The following is a 16,752-nucleotide window of genomic DNA, read 5'->3' as shown; positions in this document are numbered from 1 at the left end:
ATGGCAAAACCAATAATTCAGGTAGCGGACTTAACGAAAATTTATCAGATGGGGACCCAGGAGGTGCGTGCTCTTGATGGTGTTACCTTTGATGTATTGGAGAATGAGTATATTGCAATTATGGGTCCATCCGGATCGGGAAAGTCTACGTTGATGAATCTTATTGGATGCTTGGATACGCCCACTTCGGGCTCCTATATTTTAAACGGAGAGGATGTCAGTCAGTTTGATGATGCTGATCTCGCTGAAGTTCGTAATCGGGAGATCGGATTTGTATTTCAAACCTTCAATTTGTTGCCACGGACTGATTGCCTTTCAAATGTGGAACTGCCACTAATCTATTCGGGAATAAAAACAGCTGAACGGCATGAGCGATCCGCGAGAACGTTAGAGCGGGTTGGATTGGGAGATCGTATTGATCACAAACCGAACGAGCTTTCAGGTGGACAGCGTCAACGTGTAGCTATTGCTCGGGCTTTGGTTAATAATCCCTCTATTTTATTGGCTGATGAACCTACAGGTAACCTCGATACTCAAACAGGGGAAGAGATTATGATGCTGTTTGAGGAGCTGTACCGATCGGGTAATACGATTATTGTTGTTACGCATGAGCCGGAAATTGCCGAGCATGCCCGTCGTATTATTCGCCTTCGTGACGGCAAAATTGAAAGTGATGAGAACGTTGGGAATCCCGTCTTAGAAAATGAGGAGATCCAAATAGAAGCAGCTACTACATAAGTTTCCATTGCTTCGACTTTTGGAATAATTTCTTTGGACTGATATTCGGGTTTTCTGATAGTAAAATTATGATTAACATCATGTAAATGGTTTAATTAAAAACCCCGTGTCATGAAAATTCTTTACGTTTTTCCCCATCCCGATGACGAATCATTCGGTCCTGCACCGGCAATAGCTGCCCAACGCAGAAAAGGTCATGAAGTATATCTTCTTACTCTTACAAAAGGAGAGGCTACCAAGCAGCGATTTCGCTTGGGAATCAATAAAAAGGAGATGGGGGAGATTCGTTATAAAGAGATGCAGTGCGTCGAAAAAGTCCTTGATTTGAATGGAATGACGGTATTGGAACTTCCCGATAGCGGATTGAAGGAGATGGATCCCACGGATATTGAAAAAGTGATCCGTGAACAAGTTCAGTACATAAAACCGGATGTATTAGTAACCTATGCCGTTCATGGTATCAGTGGGTTTGAGGATCACCTGGTAAGTCACGCGGTGGTTAAAAGTGTGTATTGTGATTTAAAACGAGAAGGAATTGATTACCCTAAACGACTGGCATTTTTTACCCACTACAGCGAAAAGGAGGGAGAAGGAAAGTTTAATCTGAGCTCATCTAAACAAGGCGATATTGACTGTTGGATTGAAGCTAATGAAGACGACTATCAAAAATTCTTATCCGCACTCGATTGTTATGAAACGTATCAAGAGGTGATCGAGGATAGTAATGTTAAGGAAGAGGTAGGATATAGGGTGCCATTTGAAATATTTCAGGAGGATTTTGATCCAGCGTTGACTGATTTAGGAGATCAATTAGATACGTAATATCTAATCATTAATAGAGAGTAATTGATGAAAAAAGATTTTCCAATCTGGTTGAAAGGAACAATAATATTATTTGGGACTATATTGTTGTTCATCATTTTATCGTATGGGAAGTTTATCTTAATGCCTCTTGCATTTGCTGCTCTTATCGCCATGTTACTGGATCCGATCAGCTCATGGTTACAACGATATAAGTTTAACAGGATTCTGGCAATTTTGACCAGTATTATATTAATTGCTGTAATCTTGGGTGGTATTATGTCGTTGCTTTCGATACAGTTTATCCAGTTTGCAGATCGCCTGCCCGAGGCCAACGCCAAGATCCAGACGATGAGCAGTGATCTGATACAGTTTTTTGAGTCTACATTTAATCTTTCTCCCGACCGACAAGTGCAGTTTTTAGAACGGGGACTTGAAACGGCTATTAATAAAAGCGGGGAATATGTAAGTACGGTATTGGGAGCCACAACCAGTGTCTTTACAACCTTAGGGCTGCTACCATTTTTCGTGTTTTTTATGATGTATTACAAAAAAATGTACCGCACATTTTTGCATACTGCCGTGGATGGAAGAAATGAGGCCATTGATTCTGTGATAGACAGTGTGCAAACGGTGACACAGAAATATATTGTGGGGATGATGACGGTCATTACAATATTGGGTGTTTTAAATGCAATTGGTTTATGGATTGTTGGTATTGACCATGTATTATTTTTTGCAGCATTTGCGGCTATCCTTGCGGTTATTCCTTACATAGGAATCATTCTTGGAAGTCTGCCTGCAATCATTTTTGCACTTTTGTTTACCGATTCACTATTGAATCCCATTGGTGTGGTTGTCGTATTTGCGATTGTCCAATTTCTTGAAGGAAACTTTATTACTCCAAATGTTATTGGATCACAAGTAAGTATTAATCCTTTTATGGCATTAGTTGCACTGGTAATTGGTGGTCAAATGTGGGGTATTTCGGGGATGATATTATTTGTGCCTCTGTTGGGTATTTTGAAATGTGTATTTGATCAGGTTGACGGACTTAAGCCATACGGTTACCTGCTGGGAAATCGTACGGAGTATCAAGTCGCTGAATCAACAGCAAAAAGTGAAGGGGATTAGATCTCTCGTAGTCGGCTGCGCGTCTTCCAAATGGCTCTCAGGAAGGGAGCATGGGGGACGCTGCTCATAATTTTCAGATCATCTTGAATAGATGATTCCTCCGCAAGAAATCGAAAAACATCATCCAGAGAGTTATTTTTGAAAAGATGATTAAAAATTTGAAGGGCATCTTTGGGATGCCGATCTATAATATGTAGCAGCCAAAGGTCATATGCTTTAAATCGTTTTTTAGATGGAGGTTGCGGTTGTAAATCCCTCCCCGAAAGTAAATTTTCTACGATTTGATCGGTCTGCTTTTGGATGCGTTTGAACGTGTAGCCGGTAGATGGTTTTGTGACTCCCCCAACCGTACCGAGATTGAGTATCCCGGGTTTATACCATGGTTTATGGGGACGATCTTCCATCGGTATTTTGCCAAACTCCTTCCGTTTAATGCTATAATCAACCGGCTTTAATTTAAATCGGTTACTTAAATATAGGGATACTTTTTCCTCGTATTTCTTTTTTTCAAGTAGGGTATTTGAAAAAATAGTGTATTCAATAAGGGCGGAATTTTTAGACCAGGGAAGCAGGTAGATGAAAGCTATTCCACTTTCAAATGTTTTATCAAAATCCATTAAGGTGAAAAAACTATCATCAAAAACCGGTTTTGATGTGGTAATCTCCCATCCCAAGAAGTGTTGCAAGAGTGGATATCGAGGCTGACTGTTAGTATTATCCCAGGGATTAAAGCAACTCTGGAAAATATAGTCTGCTTTAAAGGTGTTTGTATCAGTATGCAATGTGGGATTACTACCGTCAAATGATAGCTCCTTGACAGGGGCTTCAAGCAGATCGAAATGAGAGTGATCCGTAAGTTGATTTAGAATGTGGTTCTGAAAGTCGACGCTTCGCAGACAGTAGTAGGTATAATTGTTTAGGTGTTCGATGGATCGAGTTCCAAAAATACTTATTTCTGCTTTTGTCCATTTACGATAAATCAGATCTGCAAAAGGAGGGGCTTCAGCATCCCAAAAACACCATGTTTTATCATGTGATGGGCTTAGAGACTGATCGAGGATGAGAACCTTTTTTTTTGATAGGGGGGAGTGCAGCATTTTCCAGGCCAGGGAAAGTCCCGATGCACCGGCACCTGCTATGATATAATCGTACTGCTGCATAAAAAATGATGGTTAATTAAGTTGCCAGATCGCAAAGTTCAGTGCCGAAGCATAGCTAATCCAAAGCAGATAGGGGACGAGAAGCAGTCCGGCTATCCAATTTTTCTTCCAGAATAGAAGAAGGGTAAAGGCAATGGCAACCCATAAGAGTAGAATTTCAGCCAAGCCGGTTGAAATATAATGTTTTCCAAAAAATAGCCATGACCATATTGCGTTGAGTCCCAACTGCACAAAAAACCATTTGAATTCGTAATCAGATAAGGTGATCGATTCCATCCGCCAAACGAGCCAGGCTGAAGTGCCCATCATAATATACAGTATAGGCCAAACGACAGGAAAAACCCAGTTCGGGGGTGTCCATCTTGGTTTTTGTAATAATTCGTACCATGTGCCGGGTTCAAACTGAGCCCCAAATACCCCTGCTAAGCTACACACTATAATCCAAACCAGTAAGCCAGCGATTTTCTTCATATAAATTTCTGTATTTTATTCAGTATCAATAACAAGTCTTAAAGTTATTATAAGGGATTATCAACAAAAATCGTTTATACTCTACTCTTTAAATCCTTATACGCAAGTTCCGATTATTATAGTGATCATTGATTAAAACTAACATGAAAATTAAATACGCAATGCTGAATGTAGAGCACTGTTTTAAGAGTTTTATGGGGACTTTATTTTTGCTTGGCAGTAAATCGTTTCGCATTTTCATCCGGTTTAAATGCTTTTGAAGCCAATAACGAGGAGTTTTTATCTGCTATTTCTGTAGACCATTCATTTTATTTCGGAAATGTAGTTTCCTTATCTGATTCGCTTCAATTGACTAATCAAAAGGTTGAGGATTGGATTAGAACCCGCATAGAAGTTGCAAAGTTACAAAAGAAAATGAAGGCGAATGCTTCTGACTATGATAACGTTGCCCAAGCCTTCTTTAAAGAGAGGAAAGTATTGTTGGAATCGTTGGATTGGACTATTGAAGGGTTTGACGAAGTAAAAGAGCGTATTCAGTCTGTTATGGATATTGCCGATGATTTGCAAGAGAGCCAAGCTGAGCATGCAGAAGAAGTGGCTGAAATAAGAGCAAATGAATTTTATTCAGATCAACAAAAAGTAAAGTTGATTAGGACGTTTAATGAGATACGTAACCAGAAAAAGGAGCTTTATATTGAGCCAACTAAAATGGATTGACCGACGGTTCGTCCTCATCGGGAAACTCTTGAACAGGTGAATGCGTGGATGGCAGGAAACACCCCGAATCCACCTGAACTGAGATAAAATGGATAGATTATTCGATTGAGTTACGCTCTTTAAAATTTTTCATTCTAAACTCTCATTATTTACCGGTACCATTCATTCCTGAAGAGAGTATTCCTTTTTTTGGACTACTACCATTTCTCCTTTTTTTATCGAATGGACGTGAGTTTTGCTGAGAATCCTGTGACCCCGGGCTGGAAGCCGAATCATGGTCATTCAGTTTATAGTAGGCGATTGATTTTTTTAAACGCTCAGATTGACTCTTCAGTTCGGTAGCCGAAGCAGCCAGTTCTTCACTTGAGGCCGCACTTTGCTGTGCCAGTGTATTCAGCTGTTGAATAGAGTCATTGACCTGATTAGCGCCTTTGCTTTGTTCCTCGCTGGAAATAGATATCTCACTAACCAAGTTTGATGTCTTTTCCATTTTGGGAATAGTTTCAGACATCACTTCTCCTGCATTTGAGGCTCTTTTATAGGCGCTTTGTGTAAGTTCTACAATTTCGTTACCTACCGTTTTACTTTTTTCAGCAAGCATTTGAACCTCAGTAGCAACAACCGCAAATCCTTTGCCCGCATCACCCGCGCGAGCGGCTTCAATGGCTGCATTCAGTGCAAGAATATTGGTTTGCAATGCAATTTCATTGATTTGATTAATTCTATCGGTGATGGTTTTATTGGCTTCAATTACTTCTCTTGACTTTTCGCTTACCTCATTTAGCCGGGTATTGGCCTCTCGCGAAATTTTATTTGTTTGTTGGGCGTTTTCAGCATTTTGGTTGATAGTTGCGGATACCTGTTCCATGGTGCTTGAAATTTCCTCAACAAATTCTGCCTGTTCATTAGAACCCTGGGCCATCTGATTTGAGGTTGCTTCCAGATTTTGGCTGATTTCAGATATTTGATTCGACTCTCTTTGTACCCCCATTATAACCTCCCTGAACTGAGAAACAAGATTTTCTAAAGCTCGGGAGATATCACCAATCTCATCTCTTCGTCGCAGATATTTTTCAGGAATATCAATATCAAGATTACCTTCTGAAAGTGATCGAATCTTGTTAACTGTTTTTCGTAAAGCACCAGAAATAGCTTGTGAAAGTAATAAGGATATGGCAATAAACAAGCCGAGGCTAATGGATAACACGAGGTTAATAGTCTTTTTTAACTCAGCCAACTGGGCACGTGCGTTTTCGAACGCTTGATCTACTTCTTGGTTTGAAATCTTTCCTAAAAGGCCTTTAAGAACTTTCTGTTCATCGATCATCGCCTGGACGTTATTGCTAACCTCTTCAGAGTAATCCTGCTGTATCATCATTTTAGATGCGTTTGCACCTGTACTGTAGTATTTCTTAAATGACTGAATAGTACTATCCAGCAATACATAATTATTATCGGCCTTTATTGTTTTAGCACTGTCAGCCAGCTCCAGGAATTTTTCCTCTAATACGTCTGTACTTTCAATCATACTTATATCTTGGGCAGCTACTGCATCCTGAAATTTTTTCTGGATTTCGGATTGCGTAGACTCCATACGATTGGTCAGATCGTTATAGGGAATGTATGAGTACTGTACCGTATTCAATTCTTTGCCAATAGATTCATTACTCCATTGCGTAGTGTAATAAATTACTCCAACTACCATTATGAATATGGCGGGGAAGACAAGAATTTTGTACCTGAGTTTTATACTGTTGAAAATATTCATGGTGCTATAGACCTAAAGTTGCTTAAAAAATCTTTTATGGTGTATCCTTAACCTGTTTCAGGCAAATTGTTTCGTTTCTTTTGTCTTACGATGATAAATAGAGTGTGGATCACAGCACAAATTCATATTATAAAATGAATTGTGCTTGTGATCCGTACACTCCGAAGTTAGAATTTAGTTGATGGTTAATACTTTTACACCTGAAGCATCAGTTGATTCAGATATATAACCAACAGCTCCGGGGTTGTTTTTTACAAAAGTGATGACTTCAGCTTCACTTGAGCGCTCTACGGGGGCCGTACCGGCACCAGAAAAAGCTGCTTGTTGCCAATAACTTCTTATGGCACCAACATTCCGTTCAAGAATTTCATTTGAAAATGCTTTCCGTGTTTCAGAACTAGCTTTCAAATCTACGGGAGTGATGGATGATCCATCGTCCCATTTGGTTTTATTTTTCAGAAAAATTTCAGATAAATCTTTTTTGGAAATTGTTTCTGTTTTATTTGCTTCATTTACAATCACTTCAAATGACTGTGCTGTAGCTTCAGTAGCAAAGGCAATCAAGATAATGGCCAATAATGTTGTTATAATATTTTTCATCTTTCTGTAGCTTTAGATATTAGAATGAGTAAATTAATGTACCAACAAAGCCATTGATGTCACCACTGGAGTGCTCGTACCGCATGTACTCAAGCTTAAATGTTTTTGTAAAACTTGGTTTGTAGTTGACACCTGCGGTATAGCGTTTGTAATCAACATCAGCAGTTTTTTGATCTTCATATCTAACATAAGGAGTAACCTTATTGATACGGTGATTGAGTTCTACAAACCCTCCTTCCAAGTCGGTAGCACTGCCGTCTATTTTGAGGTCAGAGTACCAATATTCGCCTACTAATTTAGTGTTGTTATACTGAAATTTTACGTTAACCCCATAACTGAACTTCTCAAACAGGCTTTCCTGAACTATTTGAGTAGCAGGGGAATTTGGTCCAAGGGCTCCGGCAGGGACGTCAATAAGTAATGGAACATCCTGATCATTAGGCTTGAAAGTACTAAAACCAACATCAATATTTGATTTATACGAAAAGCCTACTCTACCACCAAAACCAAAGTTATAGGTATTGCTATAGGATGGATCTAATGTAGCGCTGCTACCAATTTGATCTTTAAAGTAGTTAACTTCATCTCCGAAGAATCTAACGGCCCCGGTTCTTAACCAAGTAGAGTTCATAAACCCACCGGCAAAAAAGTCATAATTGACTTTAAATTCTGATCCAATTGATCCGTTAAAAGAGCCTCCATCGATAGTAACGGGATAAAACTCGTGATTTGTTACCAAGATAGGAAGTGTTGCGCTGGTATTTACAGGGGCGTAATAATAGGTGTTTGTAGGACTTAGTGGCAAAAGAAACCGACCAGCTTTAAAATTGATTTCTTCTGATATAGTGAGCTCGCCAAAAGCCTCATTTAGCATTTGATCAATATCGAACTTAGGGCGATAAACGAATACCCCTTTTATTCTGAAATTAGATTTGGGTTGATAAGACATTAAAATTCCGGCCTCTGATACTGCGGCAGAATAATTTAAATCATATCCTTCGAGTTCGTCGAAATAGTTAATTTCGGTTGATATATATCCGGTTATATTTGTTTGTGGCTCCCAACTGCTTTGTGAAAAGGAAATATTGGTACCAACAAAGAGCAGTAGTAATGTGATGATTGGTATCTTAAAGTTTGTCATGAGAAATATGAATTAAGGGTTATTCAGCTGACAAACAGCTTTACTGTTTATACAGTATTTAGTACATGGGAGAGGTTATTGGATGAAATTTTTATCTATCCAATATATTTGTCCGCCCAAAAGCCATTTGTTCACCTAAAGTTATTTAGTAGGGGTTATCGGGGGCTTTATATTATTCTTAAATAAATTTTCACCAAATAGTTTGTATTAGCGTAATACAAACTATTTACAAGAGGTCGGGTAGGATGAAAAGTTGAATACGGTCGTATATAGAGTGTTAACCTGTTATTGTAGACCATCAAGAATGGATCCTTTTAGCCAAAAGGGTGAATGATCCGGCTTGAAATTCCCTTGTGTTTAAATTTTAATCGGGTGTACTTCTTTAGTATGAGAAGTAAGTTCCAAAAGCCACTTAGTGTCGGTGGATCAAAAGAATGAATACAGACCTATGGTTTCAGGTTACGACAATTTGGGTATAGCAGTAAATTGTCCAGGCTGTTTGGCTTCGTTATTAATTATGAATAGAACGGTGAGGTGACTAAGAATCGAATTTTGAGAAGGGAAAAGGAAAATAGTTCTGAATAATGAGGAATTACCTGATTTTTAACTATGCTTGCATCCCCTATAAAAAGTTGGTTATGTATCAACTAAAAAGCAGACCTTATAGCTATACCTAATATCGGTTATAGTATTTTTCTATCGGAAAAGAATTTATATGAACAGATGAATTAGTTACTTTAATGCCTGATAAATGAAATTAATAAATCATCATATTCTATGGCTAACGAAAAAAATACTGGAAAGGATATAAGTAAGTGCCCATTTCATAATGGGGATTCAAATGAAACTGCTACCGGTGGTACAAAACTCGAAAAATGGTGGCCTGAAAGATTAAATGTAGATCTGTTACGCAAGCATTCATCCAAGGGCAATCCAATGGATGAGGATTTTGATTATGCAGAAGAATTTCGAAAGCTCGATTTCGGGGCCGTAAAACAGGATCTTCATGACCTGATGACCGATTCGAAGGACTGGTGGCCTGCAGATTGGGGACATTACGGTGGTCTCTTTATCAGAATGTCCTGGCATGCTGCAGGTACGTACCGTGTTGCTGATGGTCGTGGCGGTACGGCAGGTGGGCAACAACGTTTTGCACCTCTCAATAGCTGGCCAGACAACGCCAATCTTGACAAGGCTCGTCGCTTGCTTTGGCCTATAAAGCAGAAGTATGGCCGGAAGTTGTCATGGGCAGATTTATTAGTGCTGGCCGGTAATGTTGCGATGGAATCTATGGGTTTTGAAACTTTTGGTTTTGCAGGTGGACGTGAAGATGACTGGGAGCCCGATACCTCTGTCAACTGGGGCTCCGAAGAAGAGTGGTTAGATGATGAACGTCATGACGAAGAAGGTAACCTTAAAGGACCACTTGCCGCTGATCACATGGGATTGATTTATGTTAATCCAGAGGGTCCAAATGGAGAACCGAATCCGGAAAAATCAGCACACTTTATTCGACAGTCATTCAAAAGAATGGCCATGAACGATGAAGAAACAGTTGCCCTTATTGCTGGTGGACACACATTTGGTAAGACTCACGGGGCCGGACCATTAGATCATAAAGGGCCAGAACCTGAAGCTGCTGATATTGAAGAACAAGGCTTCGGTTGGACCAGCGACTACGGATCAGGAAAAGCAGGAGATACCATTACCGATGGTGAAGAAGGGGCATGGACTAATAATCCTACTCAATGGGACATGGGTTTCTTCGAAAATCTCTTTGAGTATGAGTGGGAGTTAACGAAGAGTCCTGCCGGATCTTATCAATGGCAACCAAAAGACGGAGCAGGAGACGGTACGGTACCCGATGCCCACGATCCGGATAAGAAAAATCCTCCAATGATGTTGACTACGGATCTCGCTCTGAAAGTAGATCCTGAGTACCGAAAGATTTCAAAGCGATTTTATGAAAATCCCGATGAATTTGCGGATGCCTATGCACGTGCATGGTTTAAGCTTATTCACCGTGACATGGGACCAAAAGAACGCTATCTCGGACCTGAAGTACCTGAAGAAGACCTGCTATGGCAAGATCCTATTCCTGAAATTGATTACGAGTTAATCGATGATAAGGATATCGAAGAGCTGAAAGGAAAAGTTCTGAATACCGATCTGACTGTATCCGAGCTTGTTAAAACGGCTTGGGCTTCGGCTTCAACTTTCCGCGATTCTGATAAGCGAGGGGGTGCCAACGGTGCTCGTGTTCGCCTTGCTCCTCAGAAAGATTGGGAAGTAAATAATCCTGAACAATTAGCGAAGGCGCTTGACGTGCTTGAAGGTATTCAGCAGGAATTTAATAGTGCCCAATCGGGTGATAAACGGGTCTCTCTTGCAGACCTGATTGTTCTCGGTGGTGCTGCTGCTATTGAAAAAGCAGCTAAAGATGCCGGTCATGATATTGAAGTACCCTTTACTCCGGGACGTAATGATGCCACTGCAGAGCAGACGGATGAGGAGTCATTCGAATGGCTTAATCCTGCGGCTGACGGTTTCCGTAATTATTATAGTTCTGAGAGTAAAGCGAAACCTGAAGAAATGCTGATTGATAAAGCTCAGTTGCTTTCGCTAACTCCCCCTGAAATGACGGTGCTCGTAGGCGGTATGCGTGCGTTGAATGCCAATTACGATGATTCCGATCACGGAGTTTTAACTGATAAGCCGGAAACGTTGACCAACGATTTCTTCGTGAATCTACTTGATATGGATTACACTGCGGAGGCGACTTCGGATGACAAAATGCTTTTTGAAGTTCGAGATCGTGACTCTGGAGATGTTAAATGGATTGCTACTCGGGTTGACTTAATCTTTGGTTCCCATTCTGAGTTGCGTGCTTTAGCTGAAGTCTATGCGGCTGATGACGCAGAAGAGAAGTTCGTTAAGGACTTCGTTGATGCGTGGATCAAAGTAATGCAACTGGATCGTTTTGATTTGAAGTAAAACTTATAGCTACTAAAGGTTCTTTTGTTGAATCGGGAGTGGTTTAAAAGTTCTATATATAGAAAGGCGGCCTGTTTTACAGGCTGCCTTTTTTATTTCTATAACATTTTAAATTCCTCGTGAAGAATTTTAACCCTATCTATAAATTTAAGGAGCCACATCTTGCAAATTTGAAAGATCTCATATATTAGATTGTGACAACCCTTATCTATATAAGCGGTACTGATATTTTAATTTTCAGGATTACTTTTTTCTTCTGTTATGGTAAACGTTTTAAGCATATTATATTCAGCTGGATCAGGTATTTCGGCAATCCAGGCATAATCTCCGGGGGTTATATCAACATGGAAATAGGCTTTTCCACCCTCAGTCATCTCCATCGTACCTCCCATAAACGTGGCATCTTCCGGAGCCCGGTTTACAAGGCTTCCGGCTTGTCTCCAGTCCATCCAGGTTGAGAGATTGGCAAGCAGTTCTTCATCTTCTTTATTGGTTAATTTTACTAACTGCACATTATGACCTTGAAGGTGAGCGTACGTTTTCTGGTCTTTAAAAAGTATTTCAATGGTATGACTTCCTTCGGTCAACGGTTGATTGAGCTCAATTCCATTAGTGGAAGAAATCGTCAAAGTTTTTGTAGAGTTCGGTTCTTCAGTATCGGAGGTTTCATTATTAACGCTGATATGTTCAAGCATACCGATATACGAATGGAATATCTCTTCTTCATTCTTCACGTAGCATTCCACAATATATTCCCCCGGTTCCAGATGAACAGTAGTTATGGATGTTGCTCCGGCCGCAGTAAATCCGGGGCCACCCATTGTTTGGGCACCCGGCTCAAAAAACCAGGGAGCTTTTTCCGAAATGATAGCGACTAAACTATCTGTAAATTCATTAAATTCCAGTTCTCCATTTATATATGGATTAAATTCCTTCTGGAATGGTTGAGTAATCCCCCGGAACCAATGGTCAAGGATTGATTCACCTGCGGATTTTGCAGATTTTATTCCTTCTTCAGGAATCTGCCAAATCAAGAAGAAGTGGTCATATCCTGAGGCGTTTTTAAACTGAAATGTCGTCCAACCTGATGAGATTTCATTTGAGCTTAGTTCAAATACGTGCTTATTGTCCTCGGCGTCGTGAGTAGCAGTTACCTTTACTGTACCTTCATTCCCTGTGTTGGTCTTATTACAAGCTGTTATTGATATGATACCCGATAGCACTAAAGCTATTATTATTGTAAATGCTGCCGGGCGTTTTAATAGTCTTGAAATATGCATATCTCCCTCAATCTATTTTATTAATATTATTAATATAGATACGACATTTCGTTTGAATCTGCAATTAGAGGAGATTTGTCATCTTTCAATAGGTGATAAATCTACATCCGATTACAAAGATATCTTGGCTTTTAGCTGGATGTGATACCTATTATGCCGAACTGAGTAAACAGCGGGATACCCTTATTGATTAGTCTTGTCAAATGCTTGTTAAAAAGCCTAAAAATAGGGGGGACTGTTGTTTTAATATTCTATTTAAATAGTGGAAGTTGACTTATTACCTTTTGCATCATATCGAAAGAGTAGAGCCGATAGAATATATAGCGTAATAAAAAATCCATTTACGCTTATGATGTGGAATACTGTGCTGGGAGGGGACTGGTAAAATCCACCTATTAACACAATAACAGTCACCAAAGCCTGAGTAAGCGCCATTGCGAACATTGTTAGTTCCATACCCTGTGACTGAAAACGGGCTATAAGTGCACCAATGATTCCAAGAAAAAATACTCCAAAGTATAATAAATTGACGGGATTATCTTCCGAGCCAATGATACCAACGGCCAGGTTTACCCAGATGAGGAATAATCCTGTGAAGAGTGCAAAGCCGATAGCGATCCGGTAGATAATTTCTCCGGTATTTCTTGTTGCCAATTTATATGTGAGTCCGGTACCAAACAGAAGGGTTCCTGCTAAAATAAAATCAGAGAGAGTCCATACTACTTCGTCGGTGAATTGCATTGCTATCAGTGGTATCATTAATAAAAATCCTGTTGTAAGTGCTAACAAGGTTATGGATTGGTAAAATTTGTGATTTGTGTTCATGGGTATTGTCTCTATTTATTTGTTATTTAAAAGTACTTTCAATTACAAAGTTCAGGCGTAAATTTTTTTACTCTTTCTTTATAGATAAACTATCTGTGCTGTAAATGAAGTTTATATCGAGTAATAAAGTACCATACGATACCGACCACAAGTAGCATTAGTGGAATGGCGCCCGGCTCACCTTCTACAACTATCATGAATATTAAAAGTACTGTCCCAAGTACAATGGTCAGTATAGATAGCAGGGAGTGCATTTTCAGTTTCTTAGTATTACCTTTTTCCATCTTCATTTAGATTTATTATTTCTGTGATTTAATGATCTCTTCCAAGACATTGAGATGTTCCTCAAACGCCTTTTTCCCCTCTGTGGTCATGTAGTATGTAGTGTTGGGTTTATTGTTGATAAAGGATTTTTCTACCTCTATGAAACCTTCTTTTTCTAACTTTTTAATATGCGTTGCCAAATTTCCGTCAGTTACATCTAAAAAATCTTTCAATGATGTAAAATCGAGCCCATCATTAACCGCTAATGCCGACATAATTCCAAGTCGGACACGGCTCTCAAATGCTTTATGTAAATCATCGATTGATATTTTCATTAGCAGAATATCTTCACCTTTCGTACTTCAAATGCATATAAATACCATAGACTATATGGGAAACTCCGAATCCCAGAGCCCAGAGGAGTAACCCATACTCAACAAGCCAAGCCCCCATCAATCCTAATCCTATCTGAATTAGGCCTAAATACTTCAGGTCATCGTAGGTGAATTTACTGGCAGTAAATAGGGCAAGTCCATAAAATAAGAGGGTTGATGGTGCAATTAATCCTATGAGATCTTGTGAAAGTAATATCAATACAAAAATTCCACCCGTTGTAAGGGGAACTGCCATGTTAGTTAACATTTGTCGAGATGGTACATTCCAAATATTTTCATCCCTTTTATCAGCTTTTTTCCAGGAAAGAAAAATTGCTGTACCTATTGCTATTATCAGTACAGCAATAGCTAACAAAATAATCATTGGCAAGCTTGAAGAATCAAGGGAACTATAACTGATTTTATCGGGGTTAAAGTCAAGTATGCTATAAGCAATATAAGCTCCTGTCAAGGCATAAGTGCCGGCCATTACGCCTGCCAAGCCTGAGAGTGACAAAAATTTGGAAGATCGCTCCATCATGGAACGTATCTCGGATAAATCTTGAATGTAATCCTGTTCTTCTTTCATGAAAAGTACTTTTTATTTCAAAGTTAATACTAACATTACTCTGATACAATAGTTCTCAGAATTATTAATGACTTACAGGTTTAACTGCTCGGTGAGGACTATCTGCTTGACATTTCTCTTTTTAAAGGGATTATACCGCTAACGCTTTGAATAAGAGAGAATTAACAATTGATAATTATGCCACAGTTATAATCCTGAGACCATGATTTCTTTTCCACATTTTAAAAACATGCCGACATCTTTTGATGATTTACCTGATGAGGTAAGTTTTCCGTTTTCATACATCCGTATATTAATTATTAAATCTCCTTCTCCTTCAATCTTTTTGAATAAAGCATTAAAATTATCTTCTTCAATTTTAATTTTAAAGGGTGTTGTCTGAGGTTCTATTTGTTCATCGAGTTTAAGGCCCCAATTAAAATATTTGCCTTCAAAATGAACTTTTCACCTTCTATAGAGGAGTTTACTGTAATAATCGTGTAACGATTAGAATGATCATCACTTGATGTAAAAGCAAAATTTCCAATTAAAAAGATGAGGATTAGTGATGAAAGTGTAATTAGTTTCTTCATAGTTAATTGATGTAATTTTTAAAATTTACTCTTGATATGATGGCAATCTCATTGAATAAAGCCTCTCATAAGTTATCAAAATGAGCTTATGTAAGATTTTAGGATGATTAAAGTTAAACTTAGCGGTATAACGACATTCCGCATAACCGGCAGGCGCAACAGTGTTGAAATTGTTTACAAATGAAAGGTTATCTAATAAATGTAAGGGAGGCAAGGAGATGGCGAGGCCTGTCCGCTGATAGCGCGGGTTATATGTTACACTTAGTCAGGAAGTTGATAACCCAGTATTTTACCTACTGTTGCCAATGTTTTCATAACAAACTGTGGTGGTTTTACTGAGAGAATCTCCTGCTCGTGATCCGCAAATAGCATGCCCATAAGTACAAAAGATTTGAAATTACTAGGAGGCAAACTAACTCCTTCCTCAGTTACTAACTTGTGAAAACGCCGGAAAAAGCGTTCGTAGCCAAGAGCAGGTTTTCGGTCTCCAGTTCTTTAATTCGAGCCAACTCACTTACGCTAAGACCGCCATATTTGGCTTTCCAGTTATAAAAGGTGGCGCTACTGATCCCATGCTCCCGGCAAATGGCTCCCACTTTTAGCCCTTGTTCTTGTTTGTTGAGGATCGAGATGATTTGGGATTCGCAAAAACGTGATTTTTTCATGATAGAAAGTAGTGAATTTTCTCTACTTTCAAACGGTCAACTTTCAGGGAAGCTTACACCACCGTCCTGGAAAACCACCCCAATCCAAAATTCTATTTTGGTTAGTATCATTCTGGAATTGCAACAAAAAAGTGGACAGTGAGTTAAGTCATTTACGCAGCTTGGTTTTTTGTTAATAGTTGTTCGGTCTGGGCTGGTGTCTGGTAGCCCAGGGCCGAATGCAAGCGTTTTCTGTTATACCACAGCTCTATAAATCCAAAGATAGCACTTCGGGCATCCCGGTAACTGGCAAAAGTGCCATCCATTCGCAGCTCTGCTTTGAGCGTCTTGAAGAAACTTTCAGCGGGAGCGTTATCCCAGCAGTTACCTTTGCGGCTCATGCTTTGGGTCATCCGGTTTGTTGCCAGCAACCTGGTAAACTCCCCACAAGCATACTGGATACCACGATCGGAGTGGAACAACAGCGAATCCGTCGGTCGGCGTCTTGCCAGCGCCTGTGTCAAGGCTGCAACAGAGGTGGCTTTGGCCGAAAGGGTTCGGCTAAGATTCCAACCTATAATTTGTCGGTCTCCCAAATCCATCACCGTGGTAAGGTATAACCATCCCCCGCTACTGGGCAGGTAGGTAATATCGCTCACCCATACGGTCCCAAGCCCCGA

The 16,752-nt window shown here is 39.6% G+C and carries 16 protein-coding genes and 1 pseudogene; 5 read left to right on the top strand and 12 right to left on the bottom strand.

Going from position 1 to position 16,752, the window contains the following annotated elements; genetic code table 11:
• The 3 genes from CK503_RS14875 (at position 1) to CK503_RS14865 (ending at position 2,673) form a co-directional block, all read left to right on the top strand.
• A complete protein-coding gene (locus CK503_RS14875; protein WP_095607627.1) occupies positions 1-738 on the top strand; it encodes an ABC transporter ATP-binding protein in 738 nt (245 codons plus the stop codon).
• A 111-nt stretch (positions 739-849) separates the two neighbouring features.
• A complete protein-coding gene (locus tag CK503_RS14870; RefSeq protein ID WP_095607626.1) occupies positions 850-1,560 on the top strand; it encodes a PIG-L deacetylase family protein in 711 nt (236 codons plus the stop codon).
• Positions 1,561-1,587: 27 nt separating this feature from the next.
• A complete protein-coding gene (locus tag CK503_RS14865) occupies positions 1,588-2,673 on the top strand; it encodes an AI-2E family transporter (RefSeq protein WP_095607625.1) in 1,086 nt (361 codons plus the stop codon).
• Here the strand turns inward: CK503_RS14865 and CK503_RS14860 are convergent.
• The gene (locus tag CK503_RS14860) at positions 2,670-3,833 is read right to left on the bottom strand and encodes a lycopene cyclase family protein (protein ID WP_095607624.1); all 1,164 of its coding nucleotides are present in this window, start codon (positions 3,831-3,833) and stop codon (positions 2,670-2,672) included. The genes CK503_RS14865 and CK503_RS14860 overlap by 4 nt on opposite strands.
• A 12-nt stretch (positions 3,834-3,845) precedes the next feature.
• The gene (locus CK503_RS14855; RefSeq protein WP_095607623.1) at positions 3,846-4,304 is read right to left on the bottom strand and encodes a TspO/MBR family protein; all 459 of its coding nucleotides are present in this window, start codon (positions 4,302-4,304) and stop codon (positions 3,846-3,848) included.
• A gap of 213 nt (positions 4,305-4,517) precedes the next feature.
• Between CK503_RS14855 and CK503_RS14850 the strand changes: the two genes are divergently transcribed.
• Positions 4,518-5,021, top strand: coding sequence for a hypothetical protein (locus CK503_RS14850; RefSeq protein WP_095607622.1), 504 nt, complete (start codon positions 4,518-4,520; stop codon positions 5,019-5,021).
• A gap of 145 nt (positions 5,022-5,166) precedes the next feature.
• Here CK503_RS14850 and CK503_RS14845 read toward each other — a convergent pair whose 3' ends face one another.
• From CK503_RS14845 to CK503_RS14835, 3 genes are all read right to left on the bottom strand, one after another.
• Complete coding sequence (locus CK503_RS14845) at positions 5,167-6,789, bottom strand: methyl-accepting chemotaxis protein (protein WP_095607621.1); 1,623 nt, start codon at positions 6,787-6,789, stop codon at positions 5,167-5,169.
• A 174-nt stretch (positions 6,790-6,963) separates the two neighbouring features.
• The gene (locus CK503_RS14840) at positions 6,964-7,389 is read right to left on the bottom strand and encodes a substrate-binding domain-containing protein (protein ID WP_095607620.1); all 426 of its coding nucleotides are present in this window, start codon (positions 7,387-7,389) and stop codon (positions 6,964-6,966) included.
• A gap of 19 nt (positions 7,390-7,408) precedes the next feature.
• Positions 7,409-8,530, bottom strand: coding sequence for a hypothetical protein (locus CK503_RS14835; protein WP_095607619.1), 1,122 nt, complete (start codon positions 8,528-8,530; stop codon positions 7,409-7,411).
• Positions 8,531-9,307: 777 nt separating this feature from the next.
• Between CK503_RS14835 and katG the strand changes: the two genes are divergently transcribed.
• Positions 9,308-11,524, top strand: a complete 2,217-nt coding sequence (katG, locus tag CK503_RS14830) for a catalase/peroxidase HPI (protein WP_095607618.1) — start codon at positions 9,308-9,310, stop codon at positions 11,522-11,524.
• A gap of 230 nt (positions 11,525-11,754) precedes the next feature.
• Here the strand turns inward: katG and CK503_RS14825 are convergent, their stop codons facing one another.
• The 7 genes and pseudogenes from CK503_RS14825 to CK503_RS14780 all read right to left on the bottom strand — a co-directional run.
• A complete protein-coding gene (locus CK503_RS14825; protein WP_141239950.1) occupies positions 11,755-12,804 on the bottom strand; it encodes a hypothetical protein in 1,050 nt (349 codons plus the stop codon).
• A 255-nt stretch (positions 12,805-13,059) separates the two neighbouring features.
• Positions 13,060-13,629 (bottom strand): hypothetical protein, encoded by a 570-nt coding sequence (locus CK503_RS14815; protein ID WP_217988428.1) that lies wholly within the window; start codon positions 13,627-13,629, stop codon positions 13,060-13,062.
• A 299-nt stretch (positions 13,630-13,928) separates the two neighbouring features.
• Positions 13,929-14,228 carry a winged helix-turn-helix domain-containing protein gene (locus tag CK503_RS14805; protein WP_095607614.1) on the bottom strand — a complete coding sequence of 100 codons (300 nt, stop codon included), beginning with the start codon at positions 14,226-14,228 and terminating at the stop codon, positions 13,929-13,931.
• A gap of 13 nt (positions 14,229-14,241) precedes the next feature.
• A complete protein-coding gene (locus tag CK503_RS14800) occupies positions 14,242-14,856 on the bottom strand; it encodes a hypothetical protein (RefSeq protein WP_095607613.1) in 615 nt (204 codons plus the stop codon).
• 386 nt (positions 14,857-15,242) lie between these two features.
• Positions 15,243-15,428 (bottom strand): hypothetical protein, encoded by a 186-nt coding sequence (locus tag CK503_RS16300; RefSeq protein ID WP_095607611.1) that lies wholly within the window; start codon positions 15,426-15,428, stop codon positions 15,243-15,245.
• Between the two features lie 467 nt (positions 15,429-15,895).
• Positions 15,896-16,093 (bottom strand): annotated as a pseudogene (locus tag CK503_RS14785) (transposase); the annotation flags it as partial.
• A 152-nt stretch (positions 16,094-16,245) separates the two neighbouring features.
• Positions 16,246-16,752 (bottom strand): IS3 family transposase (locus tag CK503_RS14780; RefSeq protein ID WP_141239949.1); only part of this gene is annotated, 507 nt, incomplete at its 5' end.

The sequence above is a fragment of the Fodinibius salipaludis genome (assembly GCF_002287075.1).
Classification (GTDB): domain Bacteria; phylum Bacteroidota; class Rhodothermia; order Balneolales; family Balneolaceae; genus Fodinibius; species Fodinibius salipaludis.
This window is presented reverse-complemented; position numbering and strand designations above follow the sequence as displayed.

Excerpts from the sequence above, each read along its gene's own strand:
- CK503_RS14875 (WP_095607627.1), top strand. The coding sequence starts at position 1 with ATGGCAAAACCAATAATTCAGGTAGCGGACTTAACGAAAATTTATCAG.
- CK503_RS14870 (WP_095607626.1), top strand. The coding sequence starts at position 850 with ATGAAAATTCTTTACGTTTTTCCCCATCCCGATGACGAATCATTCGGT.
- CK503_RS14865 (WP_095607625.1), top strand. The coding sequence starts at position 1,588 with ATGAAAAAAGATTTTCCAATCTGGTTGAAAGGAACAATAATATTATTT.
- CK503_RS14860 (WP_095607624.1), bottom strand. The coding sequence starts at position 3,833 with ATGCAGCAGTACGATTATATCATAGCAGGTGCCGGTGCATCGGGACTT.
- CK503_RS14855 (WP_095607623.1), bottom strand. The coding sequence starts at position 4,304 with ATGAAGAAAATCGCTGGCTTACTGGTTTGGATTATAGTGTGTAGCTTA.
- CK503_RS14845 (WP_095607621.1), bottom strand. The coding sequence starts at position 6,789 with ATGAATATTTTCAACAGTATAAAACTCAGGTACAAAATTCTTGTCTTC.
- CK503_RS14840 (WP_095607620.1), bottom strand. The coding sequence starts at position 7,389 with ATGAAAAATATTATAACAACATTATTGGCCATTATCTTGATTGCCTTT.
- CK503_RS14835 (WP_095607619.1), bottom strand. The coding sequence starts at position 8,530 with ATGACAAACTTTAAGATACCAATCATCACATTACTACTGCTCTTTGTT.
- katG (WP_095607618.1), top strand. The coding sequence starts at position 9,308 with ATGGCTAACGAAAAAAATACTGGAAAGGATATAAGTAAGTGCCCATTT.
- CK503_RS14825 (WP_141239950.1), bottom strand. The coding sequence starts at position 12,804 with ATGCATATTTCAAGACTATTAAAACGCCCGGCAGCATTTACAATAATA.
- CK503_RS14815 (WP_217988428.1), bottom strand. The coding sequence starts at position 13,629 with ATGAACACAAATCACAAATTTTACCAATCCATAACCTTGTTAGCACTT.
- CK503_RS14805 (WP_095607614.1), bottom strand. The coding sequence starts at position 14,228 with ATGAAAATATCAATCGATGATTTACATAAAGCATTTGAGAGCCGTGTC.
- CK503_RS14800 (WP_095607613.1), bottom strand. The coding sequence starts at position 14,856 with ATGAAAGAAGAACAGGATTACATTCAAGATTTATCCGAGATACGTTCC.
- CK503_RS16300 (WP_095607611.1), bottom strand. The coding sequence starts at position 15,428 with ATGAAGAAACTAATTACACTTTCATCACTAATCCTCATCTTTTTAATT.